We start from the raw sequence: 17,925 nt of genomic DNA, 5'->3' as shown, positions 1-17,925 counted from the left end.
GCATGGAACCGTGGTTGATGTGGCTGATCGCCGCGGCGGTGCTCGCCGTCGCGGAGGTCTTCACCCTCACCGCCGCGCTGGGCTTGCTGGCGGCCGCCGCGTCGGTCACCGCCGCCTTCGCGGCCCTCGGCCTTCCGCTGCCGTTGCAGTTCCTGGCGTTCACCCTGGTCGCGACGGTCAGCGTGCTGTTCGTACGCCCCTTCGCGCTGCGCCACCTGCTCCCGCTGCAGGAGGCGCGGTTCGGCGTGGAAGCCCTGGTCGGCAAGGCGGCCTACGTCGTCACCGAGGTCTCGGGGCGGGGCGGCAGAGTACGCATCGACGGCGAGGAGTGGAGTGCCCGCGCCTACGACGACACGCTGGTGATCCCTCCCGGAACGACCGTCGACGTCATGGAGATCAGCGGCAGCACGGCCCTCGTCTACCCCCGGGAGTGAACCATGGAAGCTTCGGCTTTCCTCCTCGTCGGCCTCGTCGCCGCGGTCTTCGCCGTCTTCACCGTGGTGCGGGCGGTACGCATCGTCCCCCAGGCGCGCGCCCGCAACGTCGAACGGCTGGGTCGCTACCTGCGGACGCTGAAACCCGGGCTCAACGTCGTGATCCCCTACATCGACCGCGTCCATCCCATGATCGACCTGCGGGAGCAGGTCGTCTCCTTCAAGCCGCAACCGGTCATCACGGAGGACAACCTCGTCGTGGAGATCGACACCGTCCTGTACTTCCAGGTCACCGATCCGCGGGCGGCCGCCTACGAGATCGCGAACTTCCTGCAGGCGGTCGAGCAGCTCACGGTCACCACGTTGCGCAACGTCGTCGGCTCCATGGATCTGGAGAAGACGCTCACCTCGCGCGACACCATCAACAGCCAGCTCCGCGGCGTCCTGGACGAGGCCACGGGCAAGTGGGGGCTGAGGGTCAACCGCGTGGAGATCAAAGCCATCGATCCGCCGCAATCGATCAAGGACGCGATGCAGAAGCAGATGCGGGCGGAGCGGGACAAGCGGGCCGCGATCCTGGCGGCCGAAGGACAGCGGCAGTCGCAGATACTCACCGCCGAAGGGGACAAGCAGTCCGCCGTCCTGCGCGCGGAGGGTGCCCGGACGGCCGAGATCCTCAGGGCGGAGGGCCAGGCGCGCGCCATCGACGAGGTGTTCCAGGCCGTACACCGCAACGACCCGGACCCCAAACTCCTCGCCTACCAGTACCTCCAGGTACTGCCCCAGCTCGCCCAAGGACCGGGCAGCACCTTCTGGGTGATCCCCGGCGAGGTCACCTCCGCGCTCCAGGCCGTGTCCCGCGCCTTCGGCGAGGTGCTCCCCCAGTCGCCCGCCACCCGCGCGGTGTCCGATGATGCGCAGGACAGGGCGGCCCAGGCCGCGGACGACGCGGCGCAAGCCGCGGAGGCCGCCGCGCAGGCCCTCGCGGACGCGGCGGAAGCCGAGCCCGGCGCGGGGCGTCTCCCGTAGCGGCCGCCCCCGGACTGCCCGTGCGTGCGTCCGGCTCGGACGTGTGCCCTGCGCCGTCCTACCGCGCCGGTCTGCTGGGCAGGTCTGCTGGGCAGGTCCTCCTAGCCGTCCGGCGCGGTCGCGTCGTGGACCAGCAGGGCGATCTGGACCCGGTTGTTGAGGTGCAGCCGGGTCAGGATCCGGGACACGTGCGTCTTCACGGTGGGCAGCGCCAGATGGAGTTCCCGCGCGATCTCCGCGTTGGACAGGCCGCGCCCGACCGCCAGGGCGACCTCCCGCTCCCGGCCCGCCAGGAGGGCCAGCCGCTCCCGGGCCGCGGCCGCCCTCGTGTCCTGGCCGGCGCCGGACGCCACCCGGTCGATGAGCCGGCGGGTGACCGCCGGGGAGAGCACCGGGTCCCCGGCGGCCACCGTGCGGATCGCCGTGACGATCTCGTGGGGCGGGGTGTCCTTGAGGACGAACCCGGCCGCACCGGCGCGCAGCGCCCGCAGGACGTGCGCGTCGGTGTGGAAGGTGGTCAGGACCAGCACCTCGGGCGCGCCGGGCCGGGACCGCAGCGCCTCGGTGGCGGTCAGGCCGTCGACGCCCGGCATCCGGATGTCCATCAGCACCAGGTCCGGCCGGTACGAGGCCACCAGCGCGGGCACCTCGGCCCCGTCCGCGGCCTCCGCGACGAGCTCGACGTCCGGGGCGCCGCCCAGCATCAGGCGCAGCCCGGCCCGGACGATCGCGTCGTCGTCGACCAGCAGTACCCGGATCACCCGCGCCCCTCCCGTGCGTTCAGTTCTCCCAGGGTAGCCAGGCGTCCACCCGGAAACCGCCGTCCGCGGGACCGGCCGTCAGCTCGCCGCCCGCCAGCCGGGCCCGCTCGCGGAGTCCGGTCAGCCCCTGGCCGCCGCCCTCGCCCGGCCCGCGGTCAGGCACCGGGGCCGGCGCCGGGCCGGGCGGGTCGGTGCTGTGCACCGCCACCGTCAGCCGGTCCCCCGGGGCTCCGGCCACCCGCACGTCGACCGTCGCGCCGGGTGCGTGCTTGCGTACGTTGGTCAGCGCCTCCTGCACGATCCGGTACGCCGTGCGGCCCGCCAGCGGCGGCGGCGCGGGCCCCTCGGGCGGCCCGCTCAGCTCGATCCGTCCGCCCGCCGCCCGGGCCTCCGCCACCAGCCGTTGCAGGTCCGCCAGTTCCGGCTGCGGCCGCTCACCCTCCGCGGCGTCGGCGCCCGTTGCCGACCGCAGCACCCCGATCACCTCGCGCAGGTCGTGCAGGGCCAGGTGCGCGCTCTCCCGGATCACCCCGGCCGCCCGTGCGATCTCCGCGGGCGGTGCTCCCGGGTTGTACTCCAGGGCGCCCGCGTGCACGCTCAGCAGCGACAGCCGGTGCCCGAGCACGTCGTGCATCTCGCGGGCGATCTCCTCACGCGCCTCCATCCGGACCCGTTCGGCCCGTGACTCCGCGTCCGCCTCGGCCAGTTCGGCCCGCTCCCGCAGCGAGGCGATGAGCTGCTGCCGGGACCGCCGGAACAGGCCCCAGCCGATGGCCCCCGCGATCAGGGCGAAGTACGTCACCGCCGCGCCCGCCCGCTCGTCGCTCATGTCCGGCAGCTGCCACAGGAAGACGGGGAGCGGGGCGAAGGCCAGCGCCGCCACCCCCGCCGTGACCCGCCAGGGCCGGGTCGCGGCCACCGTGAACACCGCCACCAGCGCCGGGCCGGTCAGGTAGTGCGCCTGCGTACCCGCCAGGAGGAGTACCACCGCGAGCTGAGCCGGCCACCGCCGCCGCAGCAGCACTGCCGCGCAGGCCAGTCCGCCGGCCGCCTGGTCGGCGGCGCGCCACGCCGGGCCGATGCTCTCCGCCACGGGGATGGACTGCGAGCTGACGGCCGCGAAGCAGGCGGCGAAGAGGACCAGGGCCAGGTCGGCGGCCCAGTCCCGGGGAGTGCGGTGGATGCGGCGCATGTGGCGGAAATCTACGCGGACCGGGCCGTGACCGGCCGTCCGCGCGGCGAACCGCATACTTAAGTAGCACCCGCGGTCACCCAACGGCCGATCCGTGTCCGGACGCGGCCGCCTACCGTCGGAGCATGACCTCAACCTCACCGAAATCCCCCGTGACGGCCGTGACGGGGCTGATCTCGTTCGTCCTCGTCGTCGGCGGCGCGAGCGGCCTGCTGCACGAATGGCTCGGCTGGATCCACTTCATGGGCTTCGTGCGCTTCCTCGTGCCCGACGGCTACGAGGTGTACGGCTACGTGGTGATGGTGGTCCTCGGGCTCGCGGCGGGCGCGGCGGGCGACGCGCTCGCCGGCCGTCAGCGGCGTACGTAGCGGGCCCGCGGGCGGGGGCCGCCTCTCCCGCGTGGGTGAGGCGGCCCCGGGGGCCGGCTACTCCTCGGGCTGGTCCGGGCTGGGCTGGACCGGCTCAGGGCGCTCCGGGCTCGGCACCACCGGCGACGGCGTGGGGAGCGGGACCGTCGGCGGCTCGGGCACCGGGGTCGGGAGCGGGATCGTCGGCTGCTGCACCTCGGGCGAGGGCGACGGGGACTGCCGTTCCGGCGAACGCCGCTCGGTCGGCGGCGCGGAGGTCGCGGGCTCGGTCTCCTTGGTCGGGGACGGTGAGGGTGACGGGGACGGTGACGGTGACTCCGTGGGTGACGGAGACGGGGAAGGTGACGGAGACGGCGACGGCGATTCCGTCGGCGAGGGGGACGGGGACGGGGACTTCGCCGGGGAGTCCGTGGGCGAAGGCGACGGGGACGCCGTGGGCGACTCCGTGGGGGACGGCGACGGGGACTTCGTGGGCGACTCGGTACGCGACGTCGGGGACTCCGTGGGTGTCACCGTCGGAGTCGGCGTCACGGTCGGGGTCGGGGTCGGCGTCCCGGTCGGCGTCCCGGTCGGCGTCGGCGAAGGCGACGTCGGCGTGGGGTGCGTCGGCGTGATCGGCGGAGTCGGGATCACGGGCGGCGGCACCCGCTTGTCCCGCTTGCCGTGGTGGTCGCCGCGGTCCCGCTCGTACCAGTGCCGGCCGCGCTGGTCGTAGATCACGAACTTGTTCACGATGGTCACCGACGGTGCGATCACGACCACCCGCGAGGGCTGGTACGAGTTCCACACCTGCCCGAAGCGCTTCGGATTGGCCTGGAGCGCCACCGGCGGCCCGAGCGGGTTACCGCACGCGCACCGCACCCGCGGCACCCCGCGGTCGTCCACGAGCACGGCCGTCCCGGCCTGCAGCACGGCCTGGTAGGGGTTGACCTTGCCGTCCCGGAAGCCGTGGTTCGTGACCCGGGTGTCCATCCGCAGCTGGACCGGGGTGAGCGAGCGGAGGTAACCGGGGACGGCCGCCGGCTGGATGCCGAGGGCCGAGGCGAAGGCGCTGTTCTTGGCGGGCTGCGCGGACAGCGACGTGATCTGCTTCTCGACGTCGCAGCTGGCGACGTTCTTGGCGCCCGCGTACACCCCCGGCGAGGAACCGCTGACGGTCCGGGTGCCCGTGGTGCCCGGGGTGGCGGTGGTACCCGCGGGGCTCGGCGTCCTGCCCGTCGGCGGAGTCGTCGCGGGCGGTCGCGGGCTCTCGGGCGGCGGTGTGGCCTCGCTGACCGCGGAGGACTCGGTGAACGGGTCCGGGCCCGAGGCGGCCACCGGCTGGAGGAACACCTCGCCCGCCTGGGCCGTACCGCTGGGCCTCGTCAGCACCACGGCCAGGGCCACGGCCGCCGCGACCGCTACGAGCGCGGTGGCGAGCCGGGGCACGGATCGCCACCACGGGCCTTTGGCCGGGCCGCCGGGCCCGCCAGGGCCGCCGGGCGGCGCCGAAGGGGGTGGCGGCGGGGGCGGCCCCTGCTGCCCGCCCGAGAGCGGGCCCGATGGGGGCCCGGTGGGGCGGTCTGATGACGGGGGCCGGCCGGAGGGTTGCGTGGTCACGGGCTCTCCTTCGCAGGAGGAGTGAGTTCCCTGGGGACCATTGTGTGCGCCATCCGAGTGGTGCACGCAAGCCGGGAGTGCCACCGTTGCAGGGTGAGCCAGACACCGAGATCACCGTCGTCCAGGGGCTCCGCGGGGGCCTGGCGCGATGCCCTCGTCGCCGTCGCGGCGTCCTTCGCGGTGATGGCCGCGGTCGCCGCCGCCGGTCTCGCCCTGGCGGGCGCGGGCGATCTGCCGGGCGGTGCCTTCCCCCGCGTGGTCGCCGCCGTCGTCGTGATGGCGGCCGGCGGTTCGGTCGAGGTGTCCGGCGGCGCCGGTTTCCTGGCGGGGGCGGACGCGAGCCTGTCGGTGCTGCCCCTCTCGGTGAGCCTGGCCGGCGCCCTCATGGCCGGCTACTGCTTCCTGCGCCCGCTGCACAACAGGGCGGTCGCCAAGCCCTCCGAACTCCTCGGCCGGGCCGTCCCGTTGACCCTGCTGTGGCTCCTCGCGCTGACCGGCGCCGCACTCCTCTCCCGGCAGACCTTCGGGCTGACCACCGGCGACTCCCCCCTCGGGGTGATCGGCGAACTCCTCGACGCCGCGCCCACGGTGGGCTTCCGGGCCGACCTGCCCGCCACGCTCGGCTTCGGACTGCTGTGGATCCTGGGCCTGTTGCTGATCTCCCTGCTCGTCTCCCGCCGCGCACCGCTCCCGGCCGGGCTGGTCCGCTTCCACGCGGCCGTGCGCCCGGCCGCCTTCGCCACGGTCGTGCTGCTCCTCGCGTACGTCGTCCTCGGCATCGGGGTCGGAGTGGTGACGGCCGCCACCCAGGGCCACGGCGACCGGACCCTGGCCGTGATCCTGCTGGGCCTGCCGAACCTGGCCTGGCCCGCGCTCACCCTGGGCTTCGGCGGCGCCTGGGAGGGCAAGGTCGAAGGGCCCTTCGGGCTGCCGATGCCGCAGCTGCTGGACCAGGTCCTGCGCGGCTCCGACCTGTCCACGGTCGACGTGGCCTCGCTCGCGGAGCGGGACGCCCGGGCCTGGTGGCTGGTGGCGGTGGCCGCCGTCCTGCTGCTCGGCACGGGCGTCGTGGCGGCCGTACGGTCCCCCGCGCACGTCCGCCCCTGGCAGCACGCGCTCCACCTGGGTGTGGCCCTGGCCCTGGCGACCCTCACGGTCTGCCTGCTGGCCCGGGTCCAGGCCCAGTTCGGGCTGTCGCTGCTGGGCATCGGCGCGGCGGACGGCCTCGGCGGCAGGGTGGAGCTCATGCCGGTCCTGTGGCGGACGGTCGGCCTCGCCCTCCTCTGGGGTGCGGTGGCGGGCTTCCTCGGCGGGCTCCTGGCCCGGCCGCTCCACCACCTCGGCCGCGTGGACGAACCCGCCGCGGCCCCGCACCCCCCTCGAGGGTGACCCGTGGATCAGGCGCCCTCCGGCATCCGTCCGAACACCGGAAGCGCCCACGCCGGAGGTCGCGGGGGCGCCGAGCCCGGCGGTGACGCGGCGCGCGGTGACGGCCGGACGGGGGACGAACCGGCGCGGCGCAGGGCTCCGGTGAATTCCAGGCAGGTGCTCCAGCGGTCCTCCGGGGCCTTGGCGAGCGCCTTCGCCAGGACCTCGTCCACCGCCCCCGGCAGGCCGGGCCGCCGCGAGGCCAGCGGGGGCGGGGCATCGTACTGGTGGGCCCACAGCAGGGCCATGTCGTCGTCCCGCTCGAACGGCGGGCTCCCGGCGAGGGTCTCGTAGACCACGCACCCCAGGCTGTACACGTCGCAGCGGCCGTCCACCGGCTTGCCGGAGATCTGCTCCGGCGCCACGTAGTCGAGGGTTCCGACGAACTGCCCCACGCTCGTGAACCCGGTCAGGGACAGCGACTTCTTCGTCAGTCCGAAGTCCGTGAGGTACGCGTGCTCGGGATGCTCGCTGTCCGTGCCCTGCGCGACCAGGATGTTGCCCGGCTTCACGTCCCGGTGCACCAGGTCGTGGTCGTGCGCCGCGTCCAGCGCCGAGGCGATCTGCCCCGCGATCCGGGCGGCCGTGTCCACCGGCAGCGGCCCGGTGCGGTTGAGCATCGCCCGCAGGTCCTGCCCGGCGACGAAGCGCATCGCGATGTACAGCAGTCCTTCCGTCTCCCCCGCCTCGAACACGGGCACGATGTGCGGGTGGTCGATGGCCGCGGCCACCTTGGACTCGTGGACGAACCGCTGCCTGAAGGTGTCGTTCCGGGCCAGTTCGGGGGCCAGCAGCTTGAGCGCCACCGTCCGGTCCAGGCGCAGGTCGTGCGCCCGGTAGACGACGGCCATCCCGCCGCGCCCGATCTCGCTCTCCACCACGTACCCGGCGATGTGTTTGCCGCGCAGGTCCGAGGGGCGCCCGCCGACCGGATCCGGGTCCGGCCCCATCACTCGCCGCCGGGCTCGGGCTTGTCGACGACGCGGGTCGGGGCGTGCCCCACGGCGTCCTCGGGCTCCATGTCCGGCTGGACCGCGACCGGGTCGGACGGTGCCTGCGGCTCGGCGCCGGGCGAGGCCGCCGGTCCGGCGACGGCCGCGTAGGTCGCCAGGCGGGTGCCGTCGCCGTACATCCACCGTCCGGCCGCCTCGTCGTAGAGCCACACGGCCTCCCCGTCGATGACGATCCCGGCGCGCAGGCCGCGTACGGACCGGCGGAAGGCCTCGCTGTCCGTACGCCCCGCGGTGAGTTCGGCGACGGCCCGCCGGTAGCGCTCCAGGGCCTGGGCGCTGCGCTCGAGCTGCGGGCGGGGGTCCTCGGTGCGCCCCGGGGGCCGCCCGCCGGCCGTCGGCGGCGGCTGCGGTACGGAGACCAGCAGCCGCCCGTCCACCCAGGCGGACCAGCCGTTGGCGCACAGGACCTCCCCCCAGTCGCCGCGCCGGGACAGCAGCTGTACGGGGAGGAAGGCGTCGAGGGGCACCGTGGGGCGGGACACGTCCGGGGTCTCCCACGCGGGCAGGCCGTCCTGCGGGACCACGTGGGTGGGGCGGAACTCGGCGACCCCCTGGGGGAAGCTCATCGCCGCGGCTGCTTCCGCATGACGGCCGGTTCGTGCCGGCGCAGCAGGCGGGACACCAGCAGGCCGAAGAGCACGGACAACACAGGCAGCATGGACATGCTGAGCAGCCACACGCCGGCCGAGTGGTCGAAGATCGGGTCCCGGGTGAGTCTGCCGGGGACGATCGCACCGAGCCCGATGGTGCCGCCCATCGCGCCCATCGCCCACCGGGCCGGCGCGAGCCACGCCACCTGTTCGAGGACGGCGACGTCGTAGAGCTTCAGCAGGGTGCCGCAGAAGACGACCTGGATGATGGCCAGGAGGACCAGCAGCGGCATGGTGACCTCCTCCTTGCGGACCAGGGCGGAGATCAGCAGTCCGAGCATCATGGCGGTGAAGGACAGCAGGGCGACGGCGAGGGTGATCTCGATCAGCGGGGGCATGAGGACGCCCTTGCCGCCCGGCGCGTTGAGGTCCACTCCGCCGAGCGCGACGAGGGTCAGCACCACGGCCTGGCCGGTGGTGACCGCGCCGAGCACCACCACCTTGGACATCAGGTAGGCGGAGCGGGACAGCCCGACGGCGCGTTCGCGCTGGTAGATCACGCGTTCCTTGACGAGTTCGCGGACCGCGTTGGCGGCGCCGGTGAGCACTCCGCCGATGGTCAGGATGAGCAGGGCGTTCAAGGCCGTCTCGGCGGTGAGGCTGCTCCCGGCGAGCGCGCGGGCCATGGCCCCCATCATGAACGGCAGCGCGACCATGATGACGAGGAAGGTGCGGTCGGCGCCGAGCACGGCGGCGTACCGGCGGATCAGGGTGGACAGCTGGGAGCCCCAGCTCTGCGCCTTGGGCGGGGGCAGGGGCGCGGCTCGGGAGGACCCTGCGGCCTCGCCCGCCTCCCCGGCCTCCGCCGCCCCCCACGCCTCCGCGGCGGGGCGCGGCCGGCGGGCGGTGACGTCCACGTAGCGGCGGTGGGCCGGCGAGGCGCGGTAGGCCCCGGCCCAGTCGCGGTCCTGCTGTGTCTCGAACGCCTCGAAGGCCTCCGGCCACTGCTCGAAGCCGAAGAAGCCCAGGGCGTCCTGGGGCGGTCCGAAGTAGGCGACGCGGCCGCCGGGGGCGAGGAAGAGCAGCCGGTCGCAGACGTCGAGGCTGAGCACGCTGTGGGTGACCACGATGACCGTGCGGCCGTCGTCGGCGAGTCCGCGCAGCATGTGCATGACCGAGCGGTCCATTCCGGGGTCGAGGCCGGAGGTGGGTTCGTCGAGGAAGAGCAGGGACGGCTTGGTGAGCAGTTCCAGGGCGACGGAGACCCGTTTGCGCTGGCCGCCGGAGAGGCTGTGGATGGGCTGGCCGGCCCGCTGGACGAGGCCGAGTTCGCGGATCACCTCGTCGACCCTGGCCTCGCGTTCGGCCTTGGCGGTGTCTTGCGGGAAGCGCAGTTCGGCGGCGTACACGAGGGCGCGGCGGACGGTGAGCTGGGCGTGCAGGATGTCGTCCTGGGGCACGAGGCCGATGCGGCTGCGCAGCTCGGCGTAGTCGCGGTAGAGGTCGCGTCCGTCGTAGAGGACGGTGCCCCGGTCGGCGGGGCGCAGGCCCGTGAGCGCGCCGAGCAGGGTGGATTTGCCGGCGCCGCTGGGGCCGACGACGGCGAGCAGGCACTTGGCGCCGACCGGGAAGGACACGCCGTCCATCAGCGTCTTGCGGCCGCGGTCGACGGCGACGGTGAGGTCCTGGACGTCGAGGGAGACCTCGCCCGTGTCCACGTACTCCTGGAGCTGGTCGCCGACGAGGCAGAAGGCGGAGTGCCCGATGCCGACGATGTCGCCCTCGGTGAGGGGGGCGGACCGGTCCACGCGGGCGCCGTTGAGGTAGGTGCCGTTGTGGCTGCCGACGTCGGCGATCTCGTAGGTGCCGTCGGCCAGGGCGCGCAGTTCGGCGTGGCGGCGGGAGACGGTGAGGTCGTCGAGGACCAGGTCGCTGTCGGGTGCTCGGCCGATGCGGACGGCGGCGCGGGCGAGCAGCGGACGGACCGTCGTGGGCTGCCGGAACGTGCCGGTCATGCCCGGGTTCGAGACGCGGGAGGGCCGGGCGTCCGCTACGGCGGGAGCGTCGACGATCACCGCGCGCGGGCCGTCCTCGGCGCTGCCGAAGCGCAGCTCGCTGCCGGGGCCGACGATCCATTCGTGGACGCGGTGGCCGTCGGCCCAGGTGCCGTTGGTGCTGCCCTCGTCCTCCACCGTCCAGTGGTCGCCGTCCGGTCGCAGGACCGCGTGGTGCCAGGAGACGCGTGCGTCGTCGAGGCAGACCTCGCAGAGGGGGTCGCGGCCGACGTGATAGCTCCGGCCCGGGCTCATCCGCGTGGAGCCCCGGTCGGTCTCCAGAACGAGCTCGGGCGCGGTCGGCACACCGGGGCGCTGGACCATGACCAGATTTTCCCACGATCCTGCCGACGCGGCACCGGCCGGGCATCATCGCAGGTCAGAGCCCCCTTATGGGTAATGACAACGGTCCCCGTTGCAGCCTTTGCCCATCTCGCCGGGGTGCGCTTCACTTCACGCGACGGAAACCGAACAAACGGGGGACGCCATGAGCGGGCACGACCACGACCGAGCGCTCGGCCACGCGCTCGACCACGACCACGGGCACGCCGAGGACCACGGCCACGGGCACGCCAAGGGCCACGGCCACGGCGGGCACAGCCACGGCGTCGCGGCCGACGCCGACCGCCGGTGGCTGGCCATCGCGCTGGGCCTGATCGGCGCGTTCATGGCCATCGAGGTGGTCATCGGCGTGATGGCCCACTCGCTGGCGCTGATCTCCGACGCGGCCCACATGCTGACCGACGCCGTCTCGATCGTCCTCGCGCTGATCGCGATGCGGTTGGCGGCCCGTCCCGCGCGGGGCGGTTTCACGTACGGCCTCAAGCGGGCGGAGATACTCTCCGCCCAGGCCAACGGGCTGACCCTGCTGCTGCTGGCGGTCTGGCTGGCGTACGAGGCGGTGCGCAGGCTGATGGACCCGCCGCCGGTGGAGGGCGGGCTGGTGCTGGTGACGGCGCTCGCGGGCATCGTCGTCAACGTCGCCGCGGCCTGGTGCATCTCGCGGGCGAACCGGTCATCGCTCGCCGTCGAGGGCGCCTACCAGCACATCCTGAACGACCTGTTCGCGTTCATCGGCACCGCGGCCGCCGGTCTGATCGTGCTCACCACCGGGTTCCGGCAGGCCGACGCGATCGCCACCCTCGTGGTGGTGGTGCTGATGGTCAAGGCGGGCTACGGGCTGGTCCGCGAGTCCGGCCGGATCTTCCTGGAGGCCGCCCCGGCGCACGTGGATCCGGACGCCGTGGGTGACCGGCTGGTCGGGCACCCGCCGGTGACCGAGGTGCACGACCTGCACATCTGGACCATCACCTCCGGGCAGGCGGCCCTCTCCGCGCACGTGCTCGTCGAGCCGGCGGGCGACTGCCACGCGGTGCGCCGGGACCTGGAGCGCCTGCTGGCCAAGGAGTACGGGATCACGCACACCACCCTCCAGGTGGACCACGTGCAGGATGCGCTCCTCACGGTCGGCCGCGCCGGTCAGGCCGCGGAGGATCCGCACTGCGCGGACGCGCACGGCCCGGTCCACCGGCAGGGCCCGCACGACCACTGAGCCGGCAGGACCCGCCCGATCACCGAGCCGGCAGGACCCGCCCGGACCACCGAGCGCCCGCCACCGGCTCATGACCCGCCTGCGCGCGGGGCATAGATGAGCCCATGACGCACAAGCGCAGTGCCGGCCTGCTCCTGTTCCGCCGAACGGGTGAGGCCGCGACCCCCGCGATCGAGGTCCTGCTCGGCCACATGGGCGGCCCGCTCTGGTCCGGGCGGGACGCCGGCGGCTGGGGCATCCCGAAGGGCGAGTACGAACAGGACGAGACGCCGCGGGACGCGGCCCGCCGGGAGTTCACCGAGGAGATCGGGCTGCCGCCGCCGGACGGCCCGTACCTGCCGCTCGGCGAGGTGCGACTGACCAGCGGAAAGCTGGTGACCATCTGGGCGGTGGAGGCGGACCTCGACCCCGCGCTGATGGTTCCCGGGACCTTCACCATGGAATGGCCGCCACACTCGGGGGTCGAACAGGAGTTCCCGGAGCTCGACCGGGTGGCATGGTTCGCCCCGACGACGGCCCGGGAGAAATTGATTGCCTCTCAGATTCCTTTTCTCGACCGCCTGTTGGAGGTGCTGAAGGGCTGAGACGCGTCGGCTTGCCAGCGGGCCGACCCGCGTGCACATTGCACCCATGGCGAACGTCGTGCTGGTGGGAACCCTGGACACCAAGGGTGTGGAATACGGCTGGCTGCGCGAAAGGCTGCTGCGCGCCGGCGTCGAAGTGGTACTGGTCGACACGGGGGTGATGGGCGAGCCCCGGGTGCCCGCCGACGTGTCGCGCGAGGCGGTCGCCCGGGCCGCCGGAACGGAACTGGCGCACCTGCGCGGGGCCGCCGACCGGGGTGCGGCCGTCACCACGATGGCGCGGGGCGCGGAGGCGACCCTCTTACGCCTGCACGCCGAAGGCCGGCTGCACGGGGTCCTCGCGATCGGCGGCAGCGGCGGCACCTCCATCGCCACCCGGGCGATGCGCGCCCTGCCGCTGGGCTTGCCGAAACTGATGGTCTCGTCGATGGCCTCCGGCGATGTCACGCCGTACGTGGGCTCCTCGGACATCACGATGATGTACAGCGTGGTGGACATCGCGGGGATCAACAGCATCTCGGCGCCCGTGCTGGCCAATGCGGTGGAGGCGATCGCCGGGATGGCCAAGGCCTTCGCCCGCTCCTCCGCGGACCTGCCCCGCCCGCCCCGGCTGGGCGCCGGCGACCGCCCGCTGGTCGCGGCGAGCATGGCGGGCGTGACCACGGCCGGCGTGGACGCGGCCCGCGAGCGGCTGACGGAACTGGGCTACGAGGTACTGGTCTTCCACGTCAGCGGCTCCGGCGGCCGCACCCTGGAGACGCTGGCCGGCCAGGGCGTCTTCGCGGGCGTACTCGACCTCACCCTCAGCGAACTCGCCGACGACCTGTGCGGCGGCATCCTCAGCGCGGGCCCCGACCGGCTCAGCGCGGCCGGTCTGGCCGGGATTCCGCAGGTGGTCAGCCTGGGGGCGCTGGACATGGTCAAGTTCGGCCCGCTGGAGACCCTGCCGGAGCGGGTCCGCCACCGCCGGGTCCACGTCCACAACCCGTCCATCACCGTGATCCGTACGACCGAGGACGAGTGCGCGGAGCTCGGGCGGCGGGTCGCCGGCAAACTCCGCGCCGCGACCGGGCCCACGGCCGTCTGCGTCCCCTTGCGCGGACTGTCGACGCTGGGGGCGCCGGGGGGCCCGTACCACGACCCGGCCGCGGACCGGGCGCTGTTCGCGGCGCTGCGCACGGGTCTGCGGGGCAGCGGCGCCGTCCTGCACGACTACGACACCCACATCAACGACCCGGCGTTCGGCCGTTCGGCGGCCGACCGACTTCATGCGATGATCTGCGCGCAGCGGGCCGCCGCCTGAGACACCCCGAGGGGCTGGGAACCAGCCACGGCGGAAACCGTGTCCCTGGGGGTGGCCGGTCGATGGACGACCCGGCTGCGCGATCCGGGGCATGGGGGACGTAGGTACGTCATGGTTGGGGGCAGACGATGAAGAGCGCGTGGGCGGTGCCCGGTTATACGGAGGTCCGCGAGCTGGGCTCGGGCGCCAGCGGTCGCGTGGTACTCGCCGTTCATCAGGCGACCGGCACCGCGGTCGCGGTGAAGTACCTCAGCGACCGGCTCCGCGAGGACCCCGCGTTCGTCGGGGAGTTCCGGGCGGAGGCCCGGCTCCTCGGCGCTCTCCACTCGCCGTACGTGGTGCGGCTGTACGAGTACGTGGAGGCGCCGGGCGGCGCCGCCATCGTGATGGAGCTGGTCGACGGGATCTCCCTGCGCGCCCTGCTCAAGCAGTCCGGGCAGACCGGTCCGGAGGCCGCGCTCGTCGTGCTGAAGGGCTCTCTGCTGGGCCTCGCGGACGCGCACCGCGCGGGCGTCGTCCACCGCGACTACAAGCCGGAGAACGTCCTGGTCGCCGCGGACGGATCCTCGCGCCTCGTGGACTTCGGGATCGCGGCGAACCGCGGCAGTACGCCGGGTGTGGCCGGAACCCCCGCGTACATGGCACCCGAGCAGTGGCAGGGCCGGCCGGCGTCTCCCGCGGCCGACGTGTACGCGGCGACCGCGACCTTCTTCGAGTGCCTGACCGGGCGCAAGCCGTACGACGGGGAGAACTTCGCGGAGCTCGCCGTCCAGCACATCGAGGCGCCGGTGCCGGAGACCGAGGCCCCGGAGCCGGTCCGCCCGCTGATCCGCCGCGGCCTGGCCAAGGCCCCGGAACAGCGGCCCGAGAACGCGGAGGCGTTCGTCGCGGAGCTGGAGGGCGTGGCGCAGGCCGCCTACGGGCCGGACTGGGAGGAGCGCGGACAGCGCAAGCTGGCGGCGCTGGCCGCACTGCTGCCGCTGCTGTTCCCCTCCTCGGGCGCTCCGGCGTCGGGGACCACGGCGCTGGCGTCGACCACGCTGAAGCCGCCGGCGGGCAGCTGGCTGCCGGGCCGGCGCGGCGCCGTGGCCGCGGGCGTGGCCCTGGTGCTCGGGGCGATGATCGTGTTCGCGGCGCAGGCGGCCGGTGAGCAGTTGGACGGGTCCGCGGCGGTGACCGCCTTCGCGACGACCGGTCCGGCCCCGGGCGGCGGCTTCCCGACGCCCGTCCCGGACACTTCGGCTTCGCCGTCCTCGTCGCTGTCACCGTCGCCGTCCGCATCGCCCTCCGCGTCCCCGTCCGCTTCCGCCTCCGCCTCCGCGTCGCCTTCGGCCGGGCCGGGCTCCTCGCCGACGGCCGGGCCGACGGTGACCGGCCCGACGACCGCGCCGCCGACCGCACAGCCGCCGACGACAGCGCCGGCCCCGAGGCCGACGGTGGCGGTCGGGTCGATCAAGGTGGACCTGCGGCAGGCGGACTTCACGGTGGGCGAGGTCGCGATCTCGATCGACGCGAAGGGCACCGCTCCCGTGTCGGTCACCGTGGAGTGGTTCAGCAGCAACCAGTCCGGCGTGCTCGGCGCGGCGGACGGCCGCGCGGACACCCTGACCTACCAGCCGGGCGGGGGCACGCTCCTCAGGAGGCACACCTTCTCCGGCCAGGGCTGCTACTGGGGCGTGCGCGTCACCACCAAGCCGGCCGCCGGCAACGGCTCCCAGACCGACCAGGTATGGCTTTCGAGGTGCCAGATCCGATGAGCAACAACGACGACTACAGCGCCACCGCCCTCGGCAGCCACTGGTTCAGCGGTCCTCCGCAGCCGCACGAGGCCGTGCCCGACCGGGTCGAGGGCTCGGTCCTGCGGTTCGGGCCCGGCGTGACGGCCTCGATGCCCGCGCCGTTCCCGGTGACCGCCCCGCCGGCGCAGGCGCGCCGCGGATCCGGCGGATGGCGGCGGTACACCCTCGCCGCGGTCGTGCTGCTCGCGGTCCTCGCCTACCTCGGATGGCAGCGATTCGGGCCGGGCATCGAGGTCCGGGACGTGGCCGTGACCACCGACCCGCGGGGCCCGGCCTGCGATGCGGCGGCCGACGTGGTGGCCGTCGTACGGACCAACGGGCGCCCCGGGACGCTGACCTACCGGTGGCTGCGCAACGACGGCACCCGGTCCGAGCAGCTGACCGAGCGGGTGCCGCGCGGGCAGCAGGAGGCCCGGCTGCACCTGCTGTGGACCTTCGAGGGCGCGGGGACGTACCCCGCGAAGGCCCAGCTCGAACTCGTGTCGCCGGGGCGGCGGACGGCCGCGGTGGAGTTCACGTACAGCTGTTCCCGCTAGCGGGCCGGAGGCTTCGGCCCCCGCTCGCCTCTCGGCCTCTCGGGCCTTTCGGCCTTTCGGCCAGGGCGGGCGTGGCCGTCCGGCCGAAGCGCGGTGGCCGCGCCGGCTGGTTGACTCGCAGGTGTCGACGAGGACTCAGGGTCGTCCTCAGGCACCCCTGCGTGTCACGTTCCAGCCGGCGAACACCCCCACCGGAGCGTGACCGTCCGGCACGGATGCCAAGTCCGCGCGGGAGGCCCGCGACCGCTTTGGGGAGTGGCCGCGGGCTCTTTCGCGTCCCGACCGGCCTAGAAGCGGGCGTGGGCGGTGATGTCCGCCTCGAACTCGCCCGTCATCGCGGGGGTCACCGTCGGCCGGCACTGCCGGACCGCCGCCAGGTAGTCCTCCGTGGTCGCACCGAGCTGCGCGGCCGCAGCGCCCCGCGCACCCACCGCCTCCAGGTCCCGCTCGAAGGACACCTGTGCCGCGATCCGCGCCGCGTGCTCGATGTCGGCCGGGGTGAACAGCTCCGTCGACGCCACCAGCGCCGCCACGTCGACGTCCGCGCGGCCCTCCGTGTAGCGGGACCAGATCGCGGCGCGGGCCCCCGCGTCCGGGGTGCCGATCGGGATCAGGTAGTCGAACCGCCCGGGCCGCAGGAAGGCCGGGTCCAGGGAGCGGATGGAGTTGGTGGCGCAGACCAGCAGCCGCTCGCCGCCCTCGCGGAACCCGGGTATCAGCTTGAGCAGCTCGTTCGTCACCCCGTGGATCCCGCCGGGCTGCGCGGGCTCCGTGCGCACGGGCGCGATCTCCTCGACCTCGTCGATGAAGACGAGGACCCGTTCCAGCTCGGCGATCCGGGCGAAGGCGTCGCGCAGCGCGGCGGCCAGGTTGCCCTCGTCGGCGAGCCGGGACGGCAGCAGTTCCACGAAGGGCCAGCCGAGCCGGGAGGCGATGGCCCGGGCGAAGGTGGTCTTGCCGGTGCCGGGCGGCCCGAAGAGGGTGATGGCGCGCGGCGGCCGCACGCCGTGCGCGGCGGCCCGCTCCGGTTCGGCGAGCGGCAGCACCACGCGCCGTTCGATGAGGTCCTTCTCCCGCTCCATGCCGGCGACCTTGGCCCACAGGTCGCTGGGCAGGAAGCGGCCTCCGAGGTCGTCGAGCAGGCCGGCGGCCGGTCCGTGCAGCGGCTCCGTCTTCTCGAAGTAGGCGACGGCGGGCTGGCGGGTGTACCCGGCGTTGAGCAGCCCCTCGCCGAGCAGGTCCTCCTCGGGCAGGACGTACGCGATCCGGCCGACGCGGGCCGCGATGAGCCGGCGCTCCAGCTCGACGAGCAGGGCGCTGGCCAGGCCCCGGCCGCGCCAGCCCGCGGCGATCGCGATGCGCATCACCCAGGCGCGCTCCCCCGTGACGCAGGCGAGGGCGGCGCCGATGGGCACGCCCTGGTGGACGGCGACCACGCAGGGCTGCCGGCCGGTGAGGGCGCTGATGCACTCGGCGAGTGAGAAGACCGACTCCTGGCCGAGTTCCGCCGTGGTGTCGATCAGGTGGACCACCGCTGCGAGATCGCTCTCGCGGTAGTCGTGGATGAGCCAGTTCACCGGGTACCGCCCCTCGTTCGTGCTCCTGCGGCGAGGCTAGGGGCGCCGGGGCCGGACGATCACGCTCCGTCGTGCACAACAGCCGGTCCCCAAACCGTCCGTGTCG

15 protein-coding genes and 1 pseudogene are annotated in these 17,925 nt (G+C 74.1%); 9 read left to right on the top strand and 7 right to left on the bottom strand.

What is annotated here, in order from left to right:
• Nucleotides 1–2 precede the first annotated feature (2 nt).
• The gene (locus tag ACZ6I1_RS03110; protein WP_469282461.1) at nucleotides 3–434 is read left to right on the top strand and encodes an NfeD family protein; all 432 of its coding nucleotides are present in this window, start codon (nucleotides 3–5) and stop codon (nucleotides 432–434) included.
• A 3-nt stretch (nucleotides 435–437) separates the two neighbouring features.
• Nucleotides 438–1,463, top strand: a complete 1,026-nt coding sequence (locus ACZ6I1_RS03105) for an SPFH domain-containing protein (protein ID WP_469282460.1) — start codon at nucleotides 438–440, stop codon at nucleotides 1,461–1,463.
• Nucleotides 1,464–1,564: 101 nt separating this feature from the next.
• Here ACZ6I1_RS03105 and ACZ6I1_RS03100 read toward each other — a convergent pair whose 3' ends face one another.
• Together ACZ6I1_RS03100 and ACZ6I1_RS03095 are read right to left on the bottom strand one after the other, a co-directional pair.
• Entirely contained in the window at nucleotides 1,565–2,224 is a 660-nt protein-coding gene (locus tag ACZ6I1_RS03100; protein ID WP_469282458.1) for a response regulator transcription factor, read from the bottom strand.
• Nucleotides 2,225–2,243: 19 nt separating this feature from the next.
• Nucleotides 2,244–3,416: a sensor histidine kinase gene (locus ACZ6I1_RS03095; protein ID WP_469282456.1), complete on the bottom strand. Its 1,173-nt coding sequence runs from the start codon at nucleotides 3,414–3,416 to the stop codon at nucleotides 2,244–2,246.
• Nucleotides 3,417–3,541: 125 nt separating this feature from the next.
• On the opposite strand from ACZ6I1_RS03095, the gene ACZ6I1_RS03090 reads away from it, so the two are divergent.
• Nucleotides 3,542–3,784 (top strand): hypothetical protein, encoded by a 243-nt coding sequence (locus ACZ6I1_RS03090; protein WP_469282454.1) that lies wholly within the window; start codon nucleotides 3,542–3,544, stop codon nucleotides 3,782–3,784.
• 354 nt (nucleotides 3,785–4,138) lie between these two features.
• Here ACZ6I1_RS03090 and ACZ6I1_RS03085 read toward each other — a convergent pair.
• Nucleotides 4,139–5,383: pseudogene (locus ACZ6I1_RS03085) on the bottom strand (DUF6777 domain-containing protein); the annotation flags it as partial.
• Between the two features lie 93 nt (nucleotides 5,384–5,476).
• Between ACZ6I1_RS03085 and ACZ6I1_RS03080 the strand changes: the two are divergent.
• Nucleotides 5,477–6,772 carry a streptophobe family protein gene (locus tag ACZ6I1_RS03080; RefSeq protein WP_469282452.1) on the top strand — a complete coding sequence of 432 codons (1,296 nt, stop codon included), beginning with the start codon at nucleotides 5,477–5,479 and terminating at the stop codon, nucleotides 6,770–6,772.
• An 8-nt stretch (nucleotides 6,773–6,780) separates the two neighbouring features.
• On the opposite strand, the gene ACZ6I1_RS03075 is transcribed toward ACZ6I1_RS03080, so the two are convergent.
• From ACZ6I1_RS03075 to ACZ6I1_RS03065, 3 genes are read right to left on the bottom strand one after another with little or no spacing between them, the layout of a single operon-like run.
• Nucleotides 6,781–7,761 (bottom strand): serine/threonine-protein kinase, encoded by a 981-nt coding sequence (locus tag ACZ6I1_RS03075; RefSeq protein ID WP_469282449.1) that lies wholly within the window; start codon nucleotides 7,759–7,761, stop codon nucleotides 6,781–6,783.
• A complete protein-coding gene (locus tag ACZ6I1_RS03070; protein ID WP_469282447.1) occupies nucleotides 7,761–8,390 on the bottom strand; it encodes a hypothetical protein in 630 nt (209 codons plus the stop codon). Before ACZ6I1_RS03070 ends, ACZ6I1_RS03075 begins: the two co-directional genes overlap by 1 nt.
• Nucleotides 8,387–10,792 (bottom strand): ABC transporter ATP-binding protein/permease, encoded by a 2,406-nt coding sequence (locus ACZ6I1_RS03065; RefSeq protein WP_469282444.1) that lies wholly within the window; start codon nucleotides 10,790–10,792, stop codon nucleotides 8,387–8,389. The genes ACZ6I1_RS03070 and ACZ6I1_RS03065 overlap by 4 nt, the downstream gene beginning before the upstream one ends.
• Before the next feature lie 163 nt (nucleotides 10,793–10,955).
• On the opposite strand from ACZ6I1_RS03065, the gene ACZ6I1_RS03060 reads away from it, so the two are divergent.
• The 5 genes from ACZ6I1_RS03060 to ACZ6I1_RS03040 all read left to right on the top strand — a co-directional run bounded on the left by ACZ6I1_RS03060 (nucleotide 10,956) and on the right by ACZ6I1_RS03040 (nucleotide 16,242).
• A complete protein-coding gene (locus ACZ6I1_RS03060) occupies nucleotides 10,956–12,020 on the top strand; it encodes a cation diffusion facilitator family transporter (protein WP_469282442.1) in 1,065 nt (354 codons plus the stop codon).
• Between the two features lie 104 nt (nucleotides 12,021–12,124).
• The gene (locus tag ACZ6I1_RS03055; RefSeq protein WP_469282440.1) at nucleotides 12,125–12,604 is read left to right on the top strand and encodes an NUDIX hydrolase; all 480 of its coding nucleotides are present in this window, start codon (nucleotides 12,125–12,127) and stop codon (nucleotides 12,602–12,604) included.
• Between the two features lie 46 nt (nucleotides 12,605–12,650).
• Entirely contained in the window at nucleotides 12,651–13,907 is a 1,257-nt protein-coding gene (locus ACZ6I1_RS03050) for a Tm-1-like ATP-binding domain-containing protein (RefSeq protein ID WP_469282438.1), read from the top strand.
• Between the two features lie 128 nt (nucleotides 13,908–14,035).
• Nucleotides 14,036–15,664, top strand: a complete 1,629-nt coding sequence (locus tag ACZ6I1_RS03045) for a serine/threonine-protein kinase (protein WP_469282437.1) — start codon at nucleotides 14,036–14,038, stop codon at nucleotides 15,662–15,664.
• Nucleotides 15,661–16,242, top strand: a complete 582-nt coding sequence (locus tag ACZ6I1_RS03040) for a hypothetical protein (RefSeq protein WP_469282435.1) — start codon at nucleotides 15,661–15,663, stop codon at nucleotides 16,240–16,242. Before ACZ6I1_RS03045 ends, ACZ6I1_RS03040 begins: the two co-directional genes overlap by 4 nt.
• A gap of 287 nt (nucleotides 16,243–16,529) precedes the next feature.
• Here the strand turns inward: ACZ6I1_RS03040 and ACZ6I1_RS03035 are convergent, their stop codons facing one another.
• Nucleotides 16,530–17,819, bottom strand: a complete 1,290-nt coding sequence (locus ACZ6I1_RS03035; RefSeq protein ID WP_469282433.1) for an ATP-binding protein — start codon at nucleotides 17,817–17,819, stop codon at nucleotides 16,530–16,532.
• Between the last annotated feature and the right edge of the window lie 106 nt (nucleotides 17,820–17,925).

It is taken from the genome of Streptomyces sp. NPDC046303 (assembly GCF_055588085.1).
The sequence above is the reverse complement of the archived record's forward strand: the minus strand, read 5'-3'. Positions and strand labels throughout refer to the sequence as shown.

What these genes read in the sequence shown, in the direction of transcription:
- ACZ6I1_RS03110 (WP_469282461.1), top strand. Translation starts at nt 3, where the DNA reads ATGGAACCGTGGTTGATGTGGCTGATCGCCGCGGCGGTGCTCGCCGTC.
- ACZ6I1_RS03105 (WP_469282460.1), top strand. Translation starts at nt 438, where the DNA reads ATGGAAGCTTCGGCTTTCCTCCTCGTCGGCCTCGTCGCCGCGGTCTTC.
- ACZ6I1_RS03095 (WP_469282456.1), bottom strand. Translation starts at nt 3,416, where the DNA reads ATGCGCCGCATCCACCGCACTCCCCGGGACTGGGCCGCCGACCTGGCC.
- ACZ6I1_RS03090 (WP_469282454.1), top strand. Translation starts at nt 3,542, where the DNA reads ATGACCTCAACCTCACCGAAATCCCCCGTGACGGCCGTGACGGGGCTG.
- ACZ6I1_RS03075 (WP_469282449.1), bottom strand. Translation starts at nt 7,761, where the DNA reads ATGGGGCCGGACCCGGATCCGGTCGGCGGGCGCCCCTCGGACCTGCGC.
- ACZ6I1_RS03070 (WP_469282447.1), bottom strand. Translation starts at nt 8,390, where the DNA reads ATGAGCTTCCCCCAGGGGGTCGCCGAGTTCCGCCCCACCCACGTGGTC.
- ACZ6I1_RS03065 (WP_469282444.1), bottom strand. Translation starts at nt 10,792, where the DNA reads ATGGTCCAGCGCCCCGGTGTGCCGACCGCGCCCGAGCTCGTTCTGGAG.
- ACZ6I1_RS03060 (WP_469282442.1), top strand. Translation starts at nt 10,956, where the DNA reads ATGAGCGGGCACGACCACGACCGAGCGCTCGGCCACGCGCTCGACCAC.
- ACZ6I1_RS03055 (WP_469282440.1), top strand. Translation starts at nt 12,125, where the DNA reads ATGACGCACAAGCGCAGTGCCGGCCTGCTCCTGTTCCGCCGAACGGGT.
- ACZ6I1_RS03050 (WP_469282438.1), top strand. Translation starts at nt 12,651, where the DNA reads ATGGCGAACGTCGTGCTGGTGGGAACCCTGGACACCAAGGGTGTGGAA.
- ACZ6I1_RS03045 (WP_469282437.1), top strand. Translation starts at nt 14,036, where the DNA reads ATGAAGAGCGCGTGGGCGGTGCCCGGTTATACGGAGGTCCGCGAGCTG.
- ACZ6I1_RS03040 (WP_469282435.1), top strand. Translation starts at nt 15,661, where the DNA reads ATGAGCAACAACGACGACTACAGCGCCACCGCCCTCGGCAGCCACTGG.